This window comes from Paenibacillus sedimenti (assembly GCF_014534655.1).
In the GTDB taxonomy this organism is placed as follows: domain Bacteria; phylum Bacillota; class Bacilli; order Paenibacillales; family NBRC-103111; genus Paenibacillus_E; species Paenibacillus_E sedimenti.
Genome location: NZ_JACVVD010000009.1, coordinates 274,904 through 296,017 on the forward strand (window position 1 = coordinate 274,904; position 21,114 = coordinate 296,017).

18 protein-coding genes and 1 pseudogene are annotated in these 21,114 nt (G+C 49.3%); 4 read left to right on the plus strand and 15 right to left on the minus strand.

The window, feature by feature from the left end; all coding sequences use genetic code 11:
* Positions 1 to 9: 9 nt before the first annotated feature.
* The 4 genes from ICC18_RS23520 to ICC18_RS23535 form a co-directional block, all read right to left on the minus strand.
* Complete coding sequence (locus tag ICC18_RS23520; protein ID WP_188176884.1) at positions 10 to 1,782, minus strand: acyl-CoA dehydrogenase FadE; 1,773 nt, start codon at positions 1,780 to 1,782, stop codon at positions 10 to 12.
* Positions 1,783 to 1,995: 213 nt separating this feature from the next.
* Positions 1,996 to 3,180, minus strand: coding sequence for an acetyl-CoA C-acyltransferase (locus ICC18_RS23525; RefSeq protein WP_188176885.1), 1,185 nt, complete (start codon positions 3,178 to 3,180; stop codon positions 1,996 to 1,998).
* A gap of 36 nt (positions 3,181 to 3,216) precedes the next feature.
* Complete coding sequence (locus tag ICC18_RS23530; RefSeq protein ID WP_188176886.1) at positions 3,217 to 5,610, minus strand: 3-hydroxyacyl-CoA dehydrogenase/enoyl-CoA hydratase family protein; 2,394 nt, start codon at positions 5,608 to 5,610, stop codon at positions 3,217 to 3,219.
* Between the two features lie 94 nt (positions 5,611 to 5,704).
* The gene (locus tag ICC18_RS23535; RefSeq protein WP_188176887.1) at positions 5,705 to 7,744 is read right to left on the minus strand and encodes a (Fe-S)-binding protein; all 2,040 of its coding nucleotides are present in this window, start codon (positions 7,742 to 7,744) and stop codon (positions 5,705 to 5,707) included.
* A gap of 305 nt (positions 7,745 to 8,049) precedes the next feature.
* Here ICC18_RS23535 and fadR point away from each other — a divergent pair, with 305 nt between their 5' ends.
* The 4 genes and pseudogenes from fadR to ICC18_RS23555 all read left to right on the plus strand — a co-directional run.
* Positions 8,050 to 8,637: a fatty acid metabolism transcriptional regulator FadR gene (gene fadR / locus ICC18_RS23540; RefSeq protein ID WP_223192800.1), complete on the plus strand. Its 588-nt coding sequence runs from the start codon at positions 8,050 to 8,052 to the stop codon at positions 8,635 to 8,637.
* Positions 8,638 to 8,676: 39 nt separating this feature from the next.
* Positions 8,677 to 9,441 carry an electron transfer flavoprotein subunit beta/FixA family protein gene (locus ICC18_RS23545; RefSeq protein WP_188176888.1) on the plus strand — a complete coding sequence of 255 codons (765 nt, stop codon included), beginning with the start codon at positions 8,677 to 8,679 and terminating at the stop codon, positions 9,439 to 9,441.
* Positions 9,442 to 9,459: 18 nt separating this feature from the next.
* Positions 9,460 to 10,443 (plus strand): electron transfer flavoprotein subunit alpha/FixB family protein, encoded by a 984-nt coding sequence (locus ICC18_RS23550; protein ID WP_188176889.1) that lies wholly within the window; start codon positions 9,460 to 9,462, stop codon positions 10,441 to 10,443.
* A gap of 152 nt (positions 10,444 to 10,595) precedes the next feature.
* A pseudogene (locus ICC18_RS23555) lies at positions 10,596 to 11,000 on the plus strand (ester cyclase); the annotation flags it as partial.
* Positions 11,001 to 11,209: 209 nt separating this feature from the next.
* Here ICC18_RS23555 and ICC18_RS23560 read toward each other — a convergent pair.
* From ICC18_RS23560 to purT, 11 genes are all read right to left on the minus strand, one after another.
* Complete coding sequence (locus tag ICC18_RS23560) at positions 11,210 to 12,157, minus strand: alpha/beta hydrolase (protein ID WP_188176890.1); 948 nt, start codon at positions 12,155 to 12,157, stop codon at positions 11,210 to 11,212.
* A 117-nt stretch (positions 12,158 to 12,274) separates the two neighbouring features.
* Positions 12,275 to 12,481, minus strand: coding sequence for a YezD family protein (locus ICC18_RS23565; protein WP_188176891.1), 207 nt, complete (start codon positions 12,479 to 12,481; stop codon positions 12,275 to 12,277).
* A gap of 18 nt (positions 12,482 to 12,499) precedes the next feature.
* The gene (locus ICC18_RS23570) at positions 12,500 to 13,333 is read right to left on the minus strand and encodes an alpha/beta hydrolase family protein (RefSeq protein ID WP_188176892.1); all 834 of its coding nucleotides are present in this window, start codon (positions 13,331 to 13,333) and stop codon (positions 12,500 to 12,502) included.
* Between the two features lie 25 nt (positions 13,334 to 13,358).
* Entirely contained in the window at positions 13,359 to 14,417 is a 1,059-nt protein-coding gene (locus tag ICC18_RS23575; RefSeq protein ID WP_188176893.1) for a sulfate/molybdate ABC transporter ATP-binding protein, read from the minus strand.
* Positions 14,418 to 14,422: 5 nt separating this feature from the next.
* Positions 14,423 to 15,310, minus strand: coding sequence for a sulfate ABC transporter permease subunit CysW (gene cysW, locus ICC18_RS23580; RefSeq protein ID WP_188176894.1), 888 nt, complete (start codon positions 15,308 to 15,310; stop codon positions 14,423 to 14,425).
* Between the two features lie 16 nt (positions 15,311 to 15,326).
* Positions 15,327 to 16,163 (minus strand): sulfate ABC transporter permease subunit CysT, encoded by an 837-nt coding sequence (gene cysT, locus ICC18_RS23585; RefSeq protein WP_188176895.1) that lies wholly within the window; start codon positions 16,161 to 16,163, stop codon positions 15,327 to 15,329.
* An 84-nt stretch (positions 16,164 to 16,247) separates the two neighbouring features.
* A complete protein-coding gene (locus ICC18_RS23590) occupies positions 16,248 to 17,369 on the minus strand; it encodes a sulfate ABC transporter substrate-binding protein (protein WP_223192801.1) in 1,122 nt (373 codons plus the stop codon).
* Between the two features lie 322 nt (positions 17,370 to 17,691).
* Positions 17,692 to 18,096: a DUF4395 domain-containing protein gene (locus tag ICC18_RS23595; protein WP_188176896.1), complete on the minus strand. Its 405-nt coding sequence runs from the start codon at positions 18,094 to 18,096 to the stop codon at positions 17,692 to 17,694.
* 315 nt (positions 18,097 to 18,411) lie between these two features.
* Positions 18,412 to 19,206 (minus strand): TIGR00266 family protein, encoded by a 795-nt coding sequence (locus tag ICC18_RS23600; RefSeq protein WP_188176897.1) that lies wholly within the window; start codon positions 19,204 to 19,206, stop codon positions 18,412 to 18,414.
* Between the two features lie 95 nt (positions 19,207 to 19,301).
* Positions 19,302 to 19,787 (minus strand): acyl-CoA thioesterase, encoded by a 486-nt coding sequence (locus ICC18_RS23605; protein WP_188176898.1) that lies wholly within the window; start codon positions 19,785 to 19,787, stop codon positions 19,302 to 19,304.
* A gap of 43 nt (positions 19,788 to 19,830) precedes the next feature.
* Positions 19,831 to 21,009: a formate-dependent phosphoribosylglycinamide formyltransferase gene (purT, locus tag ICC18_RS23610; protein WP_188176899.1), complete on the minus strand. Its 1,179-nt coding sequence runs from the start codon at positions 21,007 to 21,009 to the stop codon at positions 19,831 to 19,833.
* Positions 21,010 to 21,114 lie beyond the last annotated feature (105 nt).

Sequence of the window (21,114 nt, forward strand, 5' to 3'; positions counted from 1 at the left end):
AGTTATGGACTATACGATGTACTTCTCACCTTGAATGATACGAGCAGCGATATCCCGTTTCAATCCAACTGTATTGACACTGCTGCGGCGGGTCAGCTTCTTCAGAATCGAAAGCTGCGTACGGAGCACATCTCCTTCTTCCATCGTACTTAGCGCTTCCTTGGCATATGCCTCAATTTTGTCAAATGCTTCGTGAACGTAGACGGTTGTCATTTGGACGGCATTTTTTGCCTTTTCTTCCCCGGCTTTTTCGATCTGCTTCTGTGTGCGAAGCAGTCCGCTTTCCGCAGCGAAAATTTGGATCATGATATCGGCCAGATTGCTTAGCACTTCTTGATTTTTCTCTAGAGCCATGCCATATTTCTGAACGGCCAAACCGCCAACCATGAGGAAAATCTTTTTCGCCATGGAGACCAGGTGAGCTTCTTCAGCTAGAGTTCCTTCAAAAGTCTGTCCTGGGACGAGAGACAGCAACTCGCCTTGCAGCGCTTGCGCTTTTTGCAGCAAAGGCAGCTCGCCTTTCATAGCTTTCTTCACCAATGTACCAGGGATAAGCAAGCGGTTAATTTCATTCGTTCCTTCGAAAATACGGTTAATCCGTGAATCCCGATAAATGCGCTCTACTTTATATTCTTGAATAAAACCGTAGCCGCCATGAATTTGCACGCCTTCATCGGCAATTCGATCAAGCACCTCGGAAGCAAATACTTTGTTAATCGAACATTCCAGTGCATACTCGGAAATACCCTTGGCGGAATGCTTACCCGCATCGAGACTCGTATGATCAATATCTTTCAAAATGCTGTCGAACAAGCCGCTCGTTCTGTATACCATACTCTCCATCACATAGGTTTGGATATTCATTTCGGCAAGCTTCTTCCCGATAAGCGGGAACTTGGAAATTGGCGTATTGAACTGCTGACGGGTATTCGCATACTTGCTCGATAGCTCGATCGTCTCTTTGGCGGCGCCGACACAACCAGTAGCCAGTTTGAAACGGCCGATGTTGAGGATGTTAAAGGCAATCAAATGACCTTTGCCGATTTCGCCGAGCAAGTTCTCCGCCGGAACGTGGACATCTTCGAAAAAGAGCGGGCGCGTCGAGGAGCCCTTAATGCCCATTTTCTTCTCTTCCGGGCCTAATGAAAAGCCAGGCAATCCTTTTTCAACGATAAAAGTACTGAAGTCTGTACCGTTAATTTTGGCATAAACGATGAAAATATCGGCAAATCCGGCATTCGTAATATACAGTTTGGAGCCGTTAAGAATATAGTGCTTGCCGTCTTCCGACAGACGAGCTGTTGTTTTCGCGCCCAGCGCATCGGAGCCTGATGTCGGCTCGGTTAAGCAGTATGCTGCGATTTTCGCACCTGTTGCGAGGTCCGGCAAGTACTTTTTCTTTTGCTCAGGTGTACCGAAAAAGACGATCGGCAGCGTTCCGATGCCCACATGCGCACCGATGGAAAGAGCGAAAGAGGAAGCTCTCGCGAGATTTTCGCTAATGACCGTGGAGCTTACTTTATCCAAACCGAGACCGCCGTAAATCTCCGGTACATCCGCACCAAGTAGACCCAACTCACCTGCATTACGCATCAGCTTCACAGTCAGATCATAATCCAGTTTTTCCAGATGCTCGTCATTTGGAACCACTTCGCCGTTCACAAAATCGCGTGTCGTTTCCCCGATCATGCGGGTCTCTTCCGAAAAATCCTCAGGCGTCACGATCGTATGAAAATCTGTATCCGAGATTACAAAACTTCCGCCGATAACTTTGTTTTCCATATTTCATCTCTCCCTGATTATGTTTGTGAACTTGAATAATATGAAGGGTTTAAAAGCTGGCTTTCAGAACCGAGAAGGTTGAACGTGTTTGGAGAAGGAGGAAACGGAGCGTAGTTTACTACGTGAGTACCGGACTTCCCGATTTCGTTCAAGATTCGATGCCGATTCATCTTCTTGAAACACTTCGTTATCAAAGACAATTTTTTAACTTCCTCATGAAGGATGGACTTCGAAGACGCCTGCTGCGCCCATACCGCCGCCAATACACATAGATACGACGCCATACCCGCCGCCCCTGCGCTGCAGCTCGTGGATCAAACTCGCTGTCAGCTTCGCGCCTGTACAGCCAAGCGGGTGACCGAGCGCAATCGCGCCGCCGTTCACGTTCACCAGCTCCTCGTCTAAGCCGAGTTCGCGTATGATATGCACGCACTGCGATGCGAACGCCTCGTTGATTTCATACAGGTTCACTTGATCCTGTTTGATCCCTGCCATTTGCAGCGCCTTCGGGATCGCTTTCACAGGACCAACCCCCATAATTTCCGGCTCCACGCCGGAAAGAGCAAAAGATCGGAACGTCGCCAGCGGCTTCAGCCCCAGCGCCTCCGCACGCTCCCGGCTCATCAGCACCGCTGCCGCTGCGCCGTCGGACGTCTGTGACGCGTTGCCCGCCGTCACCGTACCGTTCAAGCTGAACGCAGGCTTCAGCTTGGCTAGCCCTTCCACGGACGTATCCGGGCGAACGCCCTCGTCCATGGCGAATGTGAACTTCTTCTCAAACGCCTTGCCGCGTTCGTCGATACCCTTCACGCTCGTTGCCACCGGCACGATCTCATCCACAAACTTGCCGGCCTCAATCGCTGCCGCCGCCTTCTGATGACTGCGCGTCGCGAAGCGGTCCTGGTCTTCGCGCGAAATGCCGAAGCGCCTCGCGACCTCTTCGGCCGTATGCCCCATGCCCATGTAAACCTCGGGCATATCTGCCACGATCGCCGGATGCGGCGAGAGCTTGAAGCCAGTCATCGGGACGTGGCTCATGCTCTCTACGCCTCCGGCGACAATCACCTCCGCGTGGCCAAGCATAATGCGCTCCGCCGCATATGCGATGGCTTGCAGCCCGGAGGAGCAAAAGCGATTGACCGTGATCGCCGGCACGGTCACCGGAAAGCCCGCGTAAAGCGACATCGCGCGGGCGAAGTTCAGCCCTTGCTCGCCTTCCGGCATGGCACATCCGATGATGATATCCTCGACATCCTCTTTATTCAAACCCGGAGCGCGCCGAATCGCTTCCTCCAGCACCGCTTTACCGAGATCTTCCGCCCTCGTCTGGGCGAAGCTTCCTTTCTTTGCGCGACCGACCGCCGTACGCGTAATCGAGACAATAACTGCTTCCTTCATCGGTTTCACCTCTTTATTAATAGTTATGGTGTTCAATTAATTGCGAAGGGCTTTCCCTTTGGAGAGCATATACTGCATGCGCTGCTGCGTTTTCGGTTCGCCGCATAGGCTGAGGAACGCTTCGCGCTCCAGGTCGAGCATGTATTGTTCAGTAACAAGCGTACCTGCAGGTACATTGCCGCCGGCAAGCACGTGCGCCAGTTTATTGGCGATTAACAGATCGTGATCGCTGATGTAGCCGCCTTGGCGCATCGTGTAAGCGGCAATTTGCATAACCGCTTTTCCGTTTTCGCCAACGACACGGAACTTCTCTTGCGGCTGCAACGAGTAGCCCGCTTGCTCCATGCGAAGCACAGCTTGCTTCGCTTCATAAATGCGATGATCCGGATTGATGACAACCGTATCTTGGGCACGCATGTAGCCAAGCCGCTTCGTATCGTGGCCGCTGGTGGATACTTTCGCCATCGCAATCGTTTCAAAAACGTGATTGATTAACGGCTGGAGATCCACTTCCGGATCGGCAATGTGCTGACTTGCGCGCATCGCCAGCTCTTTACAGCCGCCGCCCGCAGGTATTAATCCGACACCGACCTCAACAAGTCCGAAATACGTTTCTGACGAATAGATGATTTGATCGGCAGGCATACAAGCCTCTACGCCGCCGCCTAATGTCATCCGATGCGGAGCCGCAACGACCGGCTTTTCAAGCCCTTTAAGCTTCATCATCGAATTCTGGAACAAACGGATGATACCGTCGACTTCATCCCATTCGCCGTCCTGAGCTTCCATGAGCAGCAGCATAACGTTTGCGCCAACGCAGAAGTTTTTTCCTTCGTTCGCGACGACCAACCCGCGATAGTTGCTGCGAACTTCGTCCGCACTTTGCTGAATCATCGTCAAAATGTCCGCGCCGATCGCATTGTTCGGAGAATGGAATTCCAGACAGGCAACGCCGTCGCCAATATCGATCAAACTTGCTCCGCTGTTGGAGCGAATCACTTTGTTCTGCTGCTTCAACGCCTGAAGCGAGATTAGCTCAGGTCTTGTCTCCAGACCGCGGTATTCGTTTTTCAAGTAATAGAACGTGCGGCCTTCACGATTTTGATAAAAGCTGTCATACCCGGCTGCGATCCATTCTTTAACCCACGCCGGTACGGTGCTGCCTTCCGCTTCCATCCGTTCCACGGAACGCTTAAGGCCGATGGCATCCCAAGTCTCGAAGGGACCAAGCTCCCAGTTGAAGCCCCATTTGAGCGCATTGTCGATTTCGACGATGGAGTCGGCGATTTCGCCTAATTTTTCAGCTGAGTAAATAAGCACCGGCTTCAAAATGTTCCACGCCAGATCGGAATAACGATCTTTCGCGCCAAGAAGTGCTTTCAGCTTCGCCGGCGTCCCCTTCGCTTGCTTGGATGCTTCCAGGGATGATGAACTAATTTTGCGGCTGGCCGCATATTCCATCGTTTCCAGGTTAAGGGCTTGAATCTCCTTGCCTGCTTCGGTTTTAACCTTTTTATAGAAACCTTGGCCCTGCTTCTCGCCGATCCAGCCCTTTTCGACCATGACGCGCATAATCTCAGGTGTGTTGAACACTTCTTTCTCTACCGGATCTGTGACCAGGTCGTAAACGTTATTCGCCACATGGACAAAGGTATCCAGCCCAACCAAGTCAAGCGTGCGGAACGTTGCGCTTTTCGGACGCCCCATCGCAGGCCCCGTAACTGCGTCCACCTCTTCTACGGAGTACTCGTTTGCCAGCATTTCGCGAAGCGTAACGAGCAGTCCATATGTGCCGATTCGATTGCCGATAAAATTCGGCGTATCTTTCGCTTGAACAACGCCTTTGCCGAGTTTCTTCTCGCAAAAATCCGTCATAAATGCGATGATTGCAGGGTCTGTCTGCTCACCGGGAATCACTTCAAGCAATTTCATATATCGCGGAGGATTAAAGAAATGTGTGCCCAGGAAATGTTTTTTGAACTCGCTGCCCGCGTTCTCGACCATCGCATTAATGGAGATGCCCGATGTGTTGGAGGTAACGATCGTCCCCGCCTTCCATACCGTTTCAATGCGGCTGAACAGCTGCTGCTTGATCTGCAAATTTTCTACAACAACTTCAATAATCCAGTCTACGGAGCCAAGTTTGGCCAAATCGTCTTCAAGGTTGCCCGATGTAATCCGGCTGGCAAAAGAATCGCTGTATAGCGGGGCCGGATTCGTCTTTTTCAGCTTGTCAATTGCGCTTACCGCAAACCGGTTGCGCACTTTTGGGTTCTCGAGGGTGAGTCCAGCCGCTTCTTCTTGCGGCAGCAGCTGTTTGGGAACCATATCAAGCAATAGAACAGGAATGCCTACATTCGCTAAATGGGCAGCAATACCGGAGCCCATCACTCCGGAGCCGATGACGGCCGCTGTACGGATTGTTGTCATTGTGGGATTGCCTCCTTAGAGTTTTCGATAGAAAACTTGCTTCGTAAGCATATGCTGAGTTTTTCGCCAGAAAAACTGGCTTCGAAAGCATATGCTATGAGTTTTTGGTGCCAAACACAGACAATTCAAGAATTTCAGCGATATCTCGCGCCTTAACCCGCTCTTCAACCTCCTTCAGCTTGGTGCCATCCTCCACCATCGTTAAGCAATACGGACAAGCCGAGCTGATTACTGTCGGATTCACGGAAAGCAGCTGCTCGGTGCGCGCCACATTGACGCGTGTTCCCGCCGTTTCTTCCATCCACATCATGCCGCCGCCAGCACCGCAGCACATGCTGTTCTCGCGGGATCGCGCTTGTTCGACCAATTCAACGCCCGGTATCGCTCGAAGCACGTTGCGTGGCTCTTCATACACCTCGTTATAACGCCCAAGATAGCAGGAATCGTGATAAGTAATGCGCTCACGAACTTCGTGTCGGGGCTTCAAACGCCCTTCTTTCACCCATCGGTCAAGCAGCTCGGTATGATGGAATACTTCCGCTTCCAACCCGAATTCCGGATATTCGTTTTTGAATGTATGATACGTGTGCGGGCAAGCCGTTACGATTTTCTTTACCTTGTACTTTTGGAAAGTCGCAATATTGTCCGCACACAGCTGCTGGAATATAAATTCGTTCCCCATTCGACGCGGGGTGTCGCCGGAATTTTTTTCTTCGTTGCCCAAAATGGCAAAGGAGATGCCGGCTTCATTCATCAGTTTTACGAAAGCGCGCGTAATTTTACGACTCCGGTTATCGTAGGAACCCATTGAACCGACGAAAAGCAGATATTCGAAATCCGGGTTTTCTTTTACTGTGCGCACGCCCAGCTCATCGTCCGGATCCACTTCTTTCACCCATTTGACACGATCATTGCGGCTGATGCCCCATGGATTCCCTTGTCTCTCGATATTTTGCAATGCGCGTTGTCCGTCATGCGGCATGCTGCCTTGCGTCAGCACGAGATGCCTGCGCAGATCGATAATTTTATCCACATGCTCATTGCCGACCGGACATTGATCCTCACAGTTGCGGCATGTCGTACAAGCCCAAAGCTCTTCTTCCGTTATGACATCACCGATCAACTCGGCTTCCAACGGATTTTGCCCGCTATGTCCGGCGAAGGCGAATGCCGGTACCCAAGGCGACTTGGACGTGATGGCTGCTCCTTTGTCCGTTAGGTGATCGCGAAGCTTTGTAATCAGGTGCATCGGCGACAGCATTTTCCCGGTCGTATTCGCAGGGCACATGCTGGTGCAACGGCCGCACTCCACGCAGGAGTAGAAATCGAGCATTTGCTTTTGTGTAAATTCTTCGATCTTCCCTACGCCGAACGACTCTGCATTCTCGTCCTCCAGATCAAGTGAAGCCAGCTTGCCGACCGGCTCTGTTCGGCGAAGCAAAATGTTGATCGGAGCTGTAATAATGTGAAAATGCTTCGACTGCGGCACATAGATCAAAAATGCCAGAAGAATAAGGAGGTGCGCCCACCAGCTCATGTAAAAGCCGACCGTTGCAGCCGTATGCGACATACCGCTGAATGCTGCTGCGAATAAGGAAGAGAACGGCGCGAATGCCGACGTTGCCAGTCCCTCGCGCACTCGCTCGAAACCGCCGCTAACGAGCACGGAAAGCATCAGGAAGAAAATGAAGAATATAACGATGCTTGGCTTCCAGCCGCGTTTCAGCCTTTTTAACTTTTCAATGTAGCGTCTATAAGTGGCATATCCCATAGCTAATAGGATGAGAGCAACCGTTACTTCCTGAATGAGCGTGAAATACTCGTACCCCGGAATCGGTAACCCTTGGCCAATTAATCCTTTTAAAATGAGATCGAGCGCGCCAAGCTGCAAAATAATGAAGCCGTAAAAAATAACGATATGCATAATGCCGCTTTTCTTGTCTTTCAGCAGCTTCGTCTGACCGAACACCTGAATGGCGAATTCCTTGAGACGAGCCTTTGCTTCTTTTTTCAAATTCACGGACTTTCCAAGCTTGATATATAAATATCGGTGATACACGACCTTTCCAAACAGATAAACCGCATACCCGGTAACCGCAAGGAACAAAATAAACTGAATGAGTGAACCGGTCATTGGGATCATCCTCCTGCGTGACTGAATTTTACTTTTGTTCTTTCTTACATCACTTCATGATTCTTCCTTTCGTCATCCCCTTCTTCTAAAAAAGCGCTTACATTTGGCTTTCGCAAAAAAGCATGTTCATTAGGAAACGTATCTCCGATAGTGAAAAATGCTTTTAACTTGAAGCAACCCGTAAACCCTTCTCTTCTAGATGAATAAGTCGTTGACAAGGTGTACTGCGTATTTTATGATGAGATCAGAGAACTGAATGAGTATTCATTCATCGATATCTGTATTCTAACACCGAGGTGATCCGCTTGACAAGTAGCAAAAAACCAGACAAGTATTATGCAATTCTCGAAGGCGCTCTGAGAGTGTTCGCCGAGCATGGCTACCACAAATCCCAAGTATCGCGCATCGCCAAAGAAGCCGGTGTTGCAGATGGTACCATCTATTTATATTTCAAGAAGAAGGAGGACATTTTAACAAGCCTGTTTCAAGAAAAGCTGGGCGAGCTTGTCGTAAGGTTCAATGAAGGCATTAACGATCAGATGACTGCCAAAGAAGCGCTTCGAAAAGTTTGCGAAATTCATTTTTCCGAATTGGAAGCGAATATTCCTCTCGCCTACGTGACGCAAATCGAACTGCGGCAGAGCGATCTGGGGCTGCGCAAAGAAATCGGCCAGGCGCTCAAGAGATATATTGTCTTCATCGAAAATATACTTGAAAAAGGCAAGCAGGATGGCAGCTTTCGCGCAGACATCGATGTGAAGCTGCTAAGGCTCCTTATTTTCGGAGGCATGGATGAAGTCGTTACTTCCTGGCTTATTTCCGGGCAAAAGTATTCGCTGACCGCACAGGTCGGCAGTACGGTTGATTTTTTCATGAGAGGTATCGAGTCTTAAGTCCCTTTATATCATGTATATTCAGAAAGGAGCTTGGCTATGGACATTTTTGTATTAGTGAAGCAAACGTTTGATACGGAGGAAAAAATTACGCTGCAAGGCGGAGCAGTTATCGAAGATGGCGTTAAATTCGTAATCAATCCATATGACGAGTATGCCGTTGAGCAAGCGATACAAATTCGCGAAGACTTGGGAGGCAAAGTGACCGTCGTTTCCGTTGGTCCCGGCCGATCTGCGGAAGCGCTGCGCACGGCTCTGGCGATGGGTGCCGACGAAGCCGTGCTCATCTCCGACGAGCGTATTCAAGGAGATGAGTTCGAGGTTGCAGAAATTTTGGCTGCATATTTACGCGGACAATCCATTGATTTGCTGATTGGCGGCAACTTCTCGGTTGATAACGGCGCCGGCCAGGTGGCCATCCGCCTCTCTGCCCTGCTTGGCTTGCCGCATGTCGCGTCCATCACGAAACTGGAGCTTACGGATGGTAAAGCAGTCGCTCACCGCGATGCCGAGGGAGATGTGGAGGTTATTGAGGTTCCGCTGCCTGCCCTGTTCACCGCCCAACAAGGCTTGAACGAGCCGCGCTACCCTTCCCTGCCGGGTATTATGAAAGCAAAGAAAAAACCTTTTCAGCACTTATCCCTAGATGATATCGAAGGCGCGTCGGAAGCAACTGCAAAAACCAAACGCGTTGAGCTGACTTTGCCGCCGGACCGCAAAGCCGGACGCATCCTTAAAGGCGGGATCGCTCAGCAAGTCTCAGAGCTCGTGCAAGCATTACGCAACGAATCCAAAGTGATATAAGAAAAGGAGGCTATTACCATGCCAAAAACATTTCTCGTCGTTGCAGAAGCTCGCGGCGGCAAGCTTCGTCAAGTATCCTTTGAAACGTTACGCGCAGCGCAGCTGTCTGCTGAGGCTGGCGATTCCATAGCAGCTGTCTTGCTGGGCGGCGCGGGAAGTAAAGCTCTTGCAGACGAGCTTGCCGCTTACGGCGCAGACAGCATCTACGTTGTTGAACATAGCGCGCTCGACAACTACAGCTCGGAAGCGTATTTGAACGCGTTGCTTGCAGTCACGGATAGCGTGACGCCAAACGCGGTTTATTTCGGCCATACGGCGGCAGGCCGGGATCTCGCCCCGCTGGCCGCAGCGAAGCTCGAAGCCGGCCAGCTTTCGGATGTGACGGCTATCGAGCGCAGCGGCGACGGCGTGTTGTTCACGCGCCCGCTTTACGCCGGCAAAGCCGTCGAAAAGAAAGCGTTTACCGAGCCGAACGGGATCTGGGTCGTCACGGTAAGACCGAACAACATCGCAGCCGGGGAGCCTGACGCATCGCGTCAAGCCGAGGTTATCGATGTTGCCTATCCCGCTCCCTCCCTGCGCTCCGTCATCCGGGAGGTCGTGAAAAAAACGTCCGGCGCCATCGACTTGGCGGAAGCCAAGATCGTCGTCTCCGGCGGACGGGGCGTGCGCAGCGCCGAAGGCTTTCAGCCGCTCGAAGAGCTGGCTGCCGTCTTGGGCGGCGCTGTCGGCGCTTCCCGCGGAGCGTGCGACGCGGGGTACTGCGAGTACGCGATGCAAATCGGCCAGACCGGCAAGGTCGTGACGCCGGAAATCTACATCGCGTGCGGCATTAGCGGCGCCATCCAGCATTTGGCGGGGATGAGCAGCTCGCGCGTGATCATCGCGATCAACAAAGACCCGGAGGCGCCGATCTTCAAAGTCGCCGACTACGGCATCGTCGGCGATCTGTTCGAGGTCGTGCCGCTGCTGACCGAGGAATTCCGCAGCTTGCTGCAATAATAAATACAAACGAGCCTGCTTTCAGATCTTAGGGATCTGTTGGCAGGCTCGTTCTAACTTTCGCTTGAATTTGCCATTATTTATCTAGTAAAGTTAGAGCTACTAAATGAATTGAAAGGCGGCGCCTCATGTGACTCTCACCCAAAGAAGTCGTAAGTCAATTTTTCAAAAAAGTCCGATCCGGCCTCAAACCGGAAGCCGCACATCACTACATGGCTGAACAGGTACTGGCTCACCAAATGACCGCTGAGAACGAAACAACGGTTCATCGCACTCCCGGCAACTATGCGGATCATGTTCATGAGATGATCTAAGCTTATGGCAAATTCAGCATTGAAATTCAGGAGCTGATAGCACAAGATGATCGCGTGTATGTTCGCTGGAAGCAAACAGGCACACACGTCGGTATTGTTGACGGCTTTGCTCCGACAGGCAAAACAATCATCGAAATCGCCAGCGCCGTATACCGTGTTGATCAGGGGAAAATCGTGGAATATTGGATCCAGATCGACCGCGAAGGCATCCGAGTGCAATTAGAACGGAACGCCGCATCTTAGAACGGACCATTCGATATTGCGCAATTCTGAGAACAAAGAAAAATAGGCGATATCGCACAAAAGACTATATTCAAGGCACAATATCTTACCTCCATATTTAGCGCCTTCAGTATCTTTATTAGCGAATAAATGGCCAACTAATGCCGTCACAGTCCAAAAGAAAAGCTGTTCCTATGAGTAGATACTTCTACTAATGGGCACAGCATTTTTCACTTACTCACATGAGCCTCAAGCCACGTTAAAATGTCCTGCATCACTTCATCCCGATTCACTTCATTCAGCATTTCATGCCGTCCGCCTGGATACAGCTTACTGCTTACGTCTTTCAGACCCAGCTCCTTATACATGCTGACCAGCCTTCGCACCCCTTTCCCATAATCGCCCACAGGGTCGTCGTCACCGGATAGCACGAAAACAGGCAAATCCTTACGGAGCTTTCTCACGTGATTAGGATGATGAATTTCCCTCAATCCTTTGAAGAAATCTCTGTAATAACCCGATGTAAATGTAACCCCGCAATAAGGATCGGCTTCATAAGCATCGACTTCACCCGGATCTCTGCTCAACCAATCGGATGGCGTTCGGTTCGGCGCGTATTTTTTGTTGAATGCGCCAAAAGAAAGCGCCGTGATCAGCTTGCTCCGATGGTGGTCGCCTCTCAGCGCCGCTTCCAAGGAAGCTATTGCGATGCCGGCATGCAATGAGCTCCCTTGTTTGCCGTTAGATCCCGATAATATAATGCCTTGCACTTGCTCAGGATGTTCATTCACATAAGAAACCATATAATGCTGTGTCAAAAAAGAACCCATACTGTGTCCGAGCACGAACAACGGCAGCTCCGGTCTATATAACGAGCGAATATGAACAGTGAGACCTCCCATATTCTCCACCAAGCGATGGAAGCAATCTTTGCCGAATTTCCCTACCTGATCCGGGGAACCGGCTGTTAAGCCATGCCCCAAATGATCGTTTGCATAGACCGCATACCCATGTGCGGTCAAGACGCCAGCCAGCCGCTCATAACGGGCTGCGGTTTCCGACATCCCATGTGCGATTTGGACAATAGCTTTAACGGGCATCTCATCGTCCGGCAGCCATTCATACACATGCACGCGGATATTCTGTGTATCTTTCCATTTGAAACTTTGTGTCTGCATGGTGCTTCCCCCATCTTCATTCCATATAACCTAAGTATACAGCTTACTCATCATGAAAACAGCCCTCGTTCCGAAGAAGAAGGGCTGTATGTAACCGATACCGCTGCTGAGCGGCGACTAACCTTTATTGGATTTTTTGGCACCTTTTACAGCGACTAAAGTGGATTGGGAAGATGCGGAATCAAACCGTTTTCTCTCTGTTTTATCGATCTGTGCGATCTTGCCGTCATGTACGACAATTTGTACAGATCCATACTCAAGACCATTTAACATTTGCTTAATTCGATCTATCCATAACTCATCTAACTCCAATGGTTTCGCCATCTCGATTCCTCCGCTCTATTAAATCGTCCAATCATTCCATTCTTTTTTCCGCTTTTGAATAATAGCAAGCCAATTTGTTGTTTTCTCCAGCAGCTCTTTCGTTGAAAGTGACGTTGAATACGTATGATCCGCCTGATAAATAAGTTCGATATCGCACTGCCCTTGTTGACGCATCCAGAACATTTTCTGATATAACGGTGCATAATCAACTGGAATGATATCATCTGCCGTTCCATGAATGACAAGCACATCGCCGTTAAATTTCCGCAGCTGCTCAAACGGTTGGTGCTTGGAAAGCGAGTCGAAATACCGGCTTGTCAATAAATATCCGTGATGATCGATCGAACCGCCAAGCGGCAGTCTTTCATATTCGCTTTTGCCGACGATGCGTACGATGTCGTTGTGGGGATGGGCAACAGCAGACCAGAGCACCAGCGTTTTGACGCGGTTGTCCTTCGCAGCTGTAAGTAGCGCCGTCGCGCCCCCCAAGCTGTGTCCGACCAGGATAACTCTGCTGAGATCAACACAGTCGATCGTCAGCGCATAGTCAATCACGCTCCGCGTCTGCTCGATCATCACATCCAAGCCGCCAGCCCCGTAATCCCCCGTACTTTCACCGCATCCGCCATAATCAAATCGAAGAACAAGGAAGCCTTGAGAGCTGAATTCACGAGCAGCTTTCACAAACAGCCGGTCTACCCCGATGCGGCTTCCAATAAAACCGTGACAAATGATGATAAGCGGCCAGCGCTGACAATCCGCTTTGCCTGCTCCTCCAGATTGATCGGTCGGGTAATGAAGGGTAGCCGCTAATTCGGCGTTTTCGCTTTGTATCGTGATTGTATGCTCCATCGTAAAATGACTTCCTTTCTCGTTGTTATATATGAACCGGGTACGGATCAGTTTTCAATCCATTCTCCAACATTTGTGTACTCTCGCTGTTAAACATGTAAATCCGATGGATAAGAACAAATACATCGTCACCAGCTTTTAGCGTTTCCTGCTCTAAGGAACGATATCCGAATAATCGGTAACGCCCTAGTTGAACTTCGACCTGCCAGCTTGTGCCGCGGAAAAATACATCTCGAACAATGCCTTTTTGAGCTGTAGATGGCAACGTCAGTTCCTTCTCCAAACTAATTTCAATAAATTCGGGACGAATGATGGCTTTTGCTTGATCCAGCGTGTCATTAAAGCCTTTGAGATCGACAATATCTTCGAGCAAATTTGATTCACCGATAAAGCCGGCTACGAATGGCGTTTGCGGATTTTGATAAATATCGATCGGCGTTCCCTTTTGCTCCAAACGGCCTTGATTAATGATCATTATTTCGTCCGCAACTTCGACCGCTTCTTCTTGGTCATGTGTAACGAAAATCGTGGTAATCCCAACGCGGCCAATCATTTCACGCAGCCAGCTGCGAAGCTCCTTGCGTACTTTGGCGTCAATAGCGGCAAACGGCTCATCCAACAAGAGCAATTGCGGTTCAGGCGCTAAGGCACGAGCAAAAGCAACTCGTTGACGCTGACCTCCGGACAACTGGTTCGGCAGCCGGTTCTCAAGACCTTTCAGACCGGTAAGTTCCAGCAGCTCGGAGACACGCTGTTTTATTTCTTTTTTGGAACGTTTCTGGACCTGCAGTCCAAAAGCGACATTTTCAAATACCGTCATATGTTTAAACAGAGCATAGTTTTGAAAAACAAAGCCGATATTCCGATCCTGTGGGGATAAATCGTTGATACGTCGGTCATTGAAGTAAATGTCGCCGGAATCCGGTTGTTCCAGACCGGCAAGCATACGCAGAATTGTTGTTTTTCCGCCGCCGCTCGGTCCTAAAAAGCCAATTAACTTGCCCTTCTCAATCGTAAAACTGACATCCTTCGAGGCTTCAAAAGCGCCGAAACTTTTCCGCAGCAGATTCACCGTGATTTGCATCTTCTTTATTCCCCGCCTTCCGTAAATGTGCCGGTTTGATTGAATCTCCATTCTGCAATGCTTTTAATCACCAGAGTGACTACTGCCAGCAGTACCAATAAGGACGCAACGGCAAAAGCGGCGGCAAATTGGTATTCGTTATAAAGGATCTGGATATGCAAGGGCATGGTATTCGTTGAACCGCGGATATGTCCGGAGACGACGGATACGGCGCCGAATTCGCCCATTGCGCGAGCGTTACAGAGGATAACCCCATACAGCAGACCCCATTTGATATTTGGCAAAGTCACTTTCCAGAAAATTCTCCAACCCTTGGCGCCCAGTGTGGTTGCGGCTTCTTCTTCCAAAGTCCCTTGCGCCTGCATCAGTGGAATAAGCTCCCTGGCAATAAACGGAAACGTTACAAATATCGTTGCGAGCACAATACCAGGCAATGAGAAAATGATCTTGATGTCGTGTTCCTGCAGCCATGGCCCGAACCAGCCTTGTGCACCGAACAGAAGTACAAATACGAGACCGGCAATAACAGGAGAAATGGCAAAAGGCAAATCAATCAGCGTAATCAGAAAATTGCGGCCCCGAAATTTGAATTTCGTCAGCAGCCACGCAGCGGCCAAACCGAAGATCAAATTGAGCGGAACAGCAATTAACGCAGTTTGCAAAGTTAAGCGAATAGCCGCTACCGCATCGGGTTCTTTCAAAGCTGCAAAATATACTTCTGCACCTTTTCGAAATGCTTGAACAAAGACCGAAATAATTGGAAGAACTAACATGAGTCCTAGAAACAATACAGCAATGGTGATTAGGATCCATTTCACCACAGTAGATTCGGAAATATGACGAGGTCTTTCGACCGTTCTACCGCTTGTTTTAGCAGTTACATAACCAGCCATCTGTTTTCTCCCCTCTTTAACTTGAAATCAGACGGCGGTTCGAACGCCACTGCAAGTAGTTGGTGAATAAAAGAAAGACGAAAGATATGACCAGCATGACGACGGCAATCGCCGTAGCCCCCATATAATCGTACTGTTCCAGTTTCGTCATAATGAGCAGCGGTGCAATCTCTGTCTTCATCGGCATATTGCCGGAGATGAAAACAACCGAACCGTATTCGCCGACTGCACGGGCAAAAGCCAGTGTGAATCCTGTCAGCAAAGCCGGAAACACTTCCGGGAAAATGACCCTGATGAACGTTCGCAAACGACGCGCACCTAAACTGACGGCCGCTTCTTCGATCTCCTTGTCAAGCTCTTCCAATACGGGCTGAATCGTACGAACGACAAATGGAATACCGATGAACGTAAGTGCAATCACGATGCCTACAGGACTGTATGCCGTTTTGATTCCGAGTGGTGTCATGAATTGACCGATCCAACCATTAGGCGAATAAAGAGCTGTCAATGCGATACCCGCAACTGCGGTCGGCAGAGCAAACGGCATATCCACTAGTGCATCGAGAATACGTTTGCCAGGGAATTTGTACCGCACAAGCACCCATGCCACAATGAAGCCAAATACGGCATTGACCATGGCTGCCATAAACGAAGCACCGAAGCTTAGCTGTAGGGAAGCAACGACTCGATCATCCGAGACGGTATTCCAGAAATGCGTCCAACTTAGACCGGCTGTCTTTGCAAACATTGCAGCCAGCGGGAACAATACTATTAGACTCAGATACAAGAGCGTATAGCCTAAAGAGATCCCGAAGCCGGGTAAAATGCTGCGCTCTTTCCATGCTTTCATCATGGGACACGACTCCTTGATAGTTCAAAATGATAGATCCGAGGTACCTGCTCTTGTTGCATGGATACCTCAGATTCCAGTTATGCCTTACTTGCTTGGTTTGTAGATTTGGTCAAATACACCGCCGTCGGAGAAGTGTGTTTTTTGTGTTTTGGTCCATCCGCCGAAGGCAGGATCGTCAATCGTGACGAGTTCAATTTTCGGGAACTTGCTTTCAAACTGCTTCGCAACAGACTCTAAACGGGGACGGTAAAAGTTTTCAGCCGCAATTCTTTGACCTTCTTCGGAGTACAGGTACTCCAAGTATCCTTTAGCTACTTCTCGCGTTCCTTTCTTATCAACAACTTTATCTACGATGGCAACCGGAGGCTCTGCAAGTACGCTGATCGAAGGGTTTACAATCTCAAATTTGTCTGCGCCAAACTCTTTGAGAGACAGGTAGGCTTCATTTTCCCAAGCGATCAGTACGTCGCCGATTTCTCGCTCTACGAAAGTCGTTGTTGAATCACGGGCACCGGAGTCGAGAACCGGAACATTTTTATACAGGCTGCCTACGAATTCCTTCGCTTTTGCTTCATCGTTGTTGTTTTTCTTCAATGCGTATGCCCAAGCTGCAACGTAGTTCCATCGTGCTCCGCCGGACGTCTTAGGATTCGGAGTTATAACCTGAATACCTGGTTTGACTAAATCGTCCCAATCTTTAATCCCTTTCGGATTGCCTTTACGGGTCAGGAATACGATCGTGGAAGTATATGGCGTGCTGTTGTCTTTGAACGTTTTTTGCCAATCTTTATTGATGATTCCTTTTTCTTGAATCGCATCGATATCATAAGCAAGCGCGAGTGTTACTACGTCTGCTTCAATTCCGTCAATTACTGAACGGGCTTGTTTGCCGGAACCGCCATGGGACTGCTTGAACGTTACCGTCTGACCGGTTTTATCGAGCCAGTATTTGGCGAATGCTTTGTTATAACTTTGATATAGTTCACGCGTTGGATCGTAAGATACGTTTAAAAGTTCCACTGCTTTAGCAGCTGGCTTCGCAGAATCTTTAGCCGCTGCCGGGCTTCCTGCCGGTGATGGACTGACGCCCGCTGCCGGTTCAGTTTTTGCACCGCCGCACGCCGCTAAACTGACAACCGTTGCAACCGTGACTACTAATAGACTTGCATGTTTCATTTTTGTTTTCCATGTGTTTGTCGCTGACATCTGAGAATACCCCTCTCCATTTTTAACATTAGCCTTATCTGGCCTACTATAGTCTCCGGTTGTCCGGTGGATGATTATAAATAATTCCGATGCGTTTACTAAGGATTATTTATAAAGCAATGTTAGCATCACACAGATTGAGTGTCAATCCTGTTCTCAGCATATTTTAGGATATATTTTTAGTACAAATTTGGGATTCTTTCCAATGCCACATACAGCTGATCCTGGTTCTGTCGAACATAGCGGCAATCCGTACATATAGGCGAAAAGACTCCCGCCTTGAAATGATCAAGGGGGAGTCTGCGCCTACTACGCTATTCATTTAGTGTCTTTTCACAAACTGTTTGTATTGATAATAGATCGTGCATCCAATGCAATAACCAAGCAAAGCCGCTCCTGCGGCTAACAGCAGAAAACCAGCGAAAATATAACCGACGGCCACCCATCCTAAGGCAAAAGAGAGCAGCGATAACGTTAGAAATAGAACAGCAAGAGTGTTGTTAAAACGTGTCAGCTCCTCGGCTTGGGTATCAGACCCTTTCACGGTCATAAACCGTTTGAAAATCTGGACGAAGACGTTCCATTTCCCGCGGGATAATAATCCGACCACTTGGATAACCCATAATAATGCAATCAGCCACGGCTGTAGAAGCGCAAACGACAAGATAACGAATATAACTATTCCGGTTTGATTCGCCTTCACATAGGCGAGCGGTACTTCTTTCATCTACATCCTTCCCCCTCTACGCAAGCGCGGATTCTATCCCTTCTTATATGGCTTATTTAAATTTCATAATAATTCTTACCAAATTACTCGGATTTATTATTTATTATCATATCACCGCCTATGAGTACCGTCAACGATTATCTTCGGTTATTTTGCCTATGAGAAAACCTCTACCGAGGCCATTCAATGAAGTGCGACAGCGTTTAGAGGCAGGTTTTATCGCCAATAAGAAAGCGGTTTTCGGGAGCCGAAAACTTATACTTTCTTATGTGGTGAAAAAAAGCTGCCCGAAGGCAGCCCGTTTATAATTAATTATTATCTTCCGTCACCGTCGAGCAAGTTGCCAAGCCCGCCTAGAATACCGCCTTCTTCCTTACGCCCGCCTGGGCCGGCCGCAGCGGCAATCCGATCAGCCAATCTGGAGAACGGCAGCGATTGAATCCAGACGCGACCCGGTCCGCGCAGTGTAGCAAAGAACAGACCTTCTCCGCCGAACAAAGCGGTTTTTACACCTTTGACGAACTCGATATCGTAATCAACTCCGTCTGTCATAGCAACTAAGCAGCCTGTATCGACACGAATCATCTCGCCAGGACGAAGCACACGCTCAACGATCGAACCTCCGGCATGCACAAAAGCTAAGCCATCGCCTTCGATTTTTTGCATTATAAAGCCTTCACCGCCGAAAAATCCGGCTCCCAGCTTGCGCTGAAAAGCGATGCCGACGGAAACTCCCTTTGCTGCACACAAGAATGAATCTTTCTGACAAAGCAGTCTGCCGCCGAGATCCTGCAAATCCATAGCCAAGATTTTTCCTGGATACGGAGCTGCAAAAGTAACCTGCTCTTTGCCGTTGTAGCTGCGGTTCGTGAAAACCGTCATAAACAAACTTTCGCCAGTCAATAAACGCTTACCGGCGCCTAGCAGCTTGCCCATAAACCCTTTATTATCGCTGCTGCCGTCACCGAACACGGTTTCCATTTGAATGTTTTGATCCATCATCATCATACTGCCGGCTTCGGCAACTACACTTTCGCCCGGATCCAGCTCGATCTCAACGTACTGCATTTCGCTGCCTAATATTCGGTAATCAATCTCATGTGCATTCATACTTTTCCTATCCTCCTAATTTGACAACTCCCATATAATCCTTGTATACGACTGGAAGAAAAGTTGGTTTCATTTTTTCGTTAGAGAAACCCTATTTAAGATTGTATCGAATTCCGTTCGGCTTTGCGTAATTTCCGTGCTTCATAACGCGCCTCCGCCGTTTCAAACAACCGCTTCTCTTCCTCTGTCTCCGGGATGATCGCCGGTACGGGGCATGGTTGTCCCGTTTCATCGAGCGCAACGAAGGTAAGGTATGACGTAGCTGTTGTTTTCTTCTCTCCGGTTAGCAGGTTCTCCGATTCAACTTTAACATATACCTCCATAGAACTCCGGTGCGTCCACGTAACAAAAGCTTCAAGCTGGATGGCCTCGCCTAGCTTCACAGGTGCAAAGAAATCCAAACTGTCGCTTGAAGCTGTTACGACGCCTTTACGAGAATGGCGCATGGAGGCGATCGTCGCCACCTTATCGATGTATTGCATTACACGGCCGCCAAAGACGGTATGATGATAGTTCGTATCCGCCGGTAAAATGATTTCCGTCAGCACGGTTCGGGAAAGTCTTGCGGGTTTAGCTTCCAATGCGTATTCCTCCTGATGACTCGCTTTAAAATCGGTCTATCGCTTATTCATAGTTGACTTTAAGTGCACTTGCCGCTTGCTTGGCAAGCTTGCGAGCTTCCTCTACGGTATCTGCGCTGCTGAGTGCAACAGCCATTCGGCGCCCCACTTTTGTCTCTGGTTTGCCAAATACGCGAACCTGAGTATTCGACACGGATAAAGCTTCTTCCAAGCCGCTGATCGTATAATTCGTTTGTTCTTGATCTGCTTTCAACGTATAGCTTGCCCCTGGAGTAAGAAGCCGAATACCTGTGATTGGCAGACCGAGAATTGCTCTTGCGTGAAGCGCGAATTCGCTAAGATCCTGAGTTGCCATCGTGACCATCCCTGTATCGTGCGGACGAGGAGAAACTTCACTGAAGTAAACGCCCTCTTTCGTTAGGAACAGTTCAACTCCGTATAGACCATAGCCGCCAAGAGCGTCAGTAATTGTCTTTGCTATATGCTGGGCTTCCTCTATTTGCTGCGTACTCATCGCATGCGGCTGCCAGGATTCGATGTAGTCGCCGTCTTTTTGAATGTGACCGATCGGCTCGCAATATGTCGTTCCGGATACGGAACGGACGGTTAGCAGCGTGATTTCCGAATCAAAATGAATGAATTCTTCAATGATGACGCGAGCGTTCTTCGCACGTCCGCCTTCCATCGCATAGTTCCACGATTGTTCCACATCGTCCGGCATGCGGCATACGCTCTGTCCTTTACCGGATGAACTCATGATCGGTTTAATGACGCATGGCGTTCCAATCTCGGCTACGCCTGCACGAAGCTCCTCCAAACTGTCGGCGAAAGCATATTTTGCTGTGCGCAGCTTCAGCGTTTCCGAAGCAAGACGACGGATGCCTTCACGATCCATGGTCAGTCGGGATGCCGTTGCTGTAGGAATGACGCGATAGCCTTCCTGCTCCAGTTCAACTAGCACAGGAGTAGCTATAGCTTCAATCTCCGGTACAATGAGATCCGGGCGTTCTTGCTCGATAAGCTTGCGGAGCTGCTCGCCGTCGAGCATGTTAATGACATGGCTGCGATGAGCGACTTGCATTGCTGGCGCATGTGCGTAACGATCTACGGCTATCGTTTCGATACCGAGACGCTGCGCCTCGATAACGACTTCTTTGCCGAGCTCGCCGGATCCGAGCAGCATGATTTTTTTCGCATTTTTGGATAAAGGTGCTCCGTACATGAGATGGAATTCCTCCTTGAAGTTGAAAATATGTAAATGAATAATAGGAATAAACGATGAAAATGAATGAATGATGACGACAATTTTTCTCGAATTAATAAGATA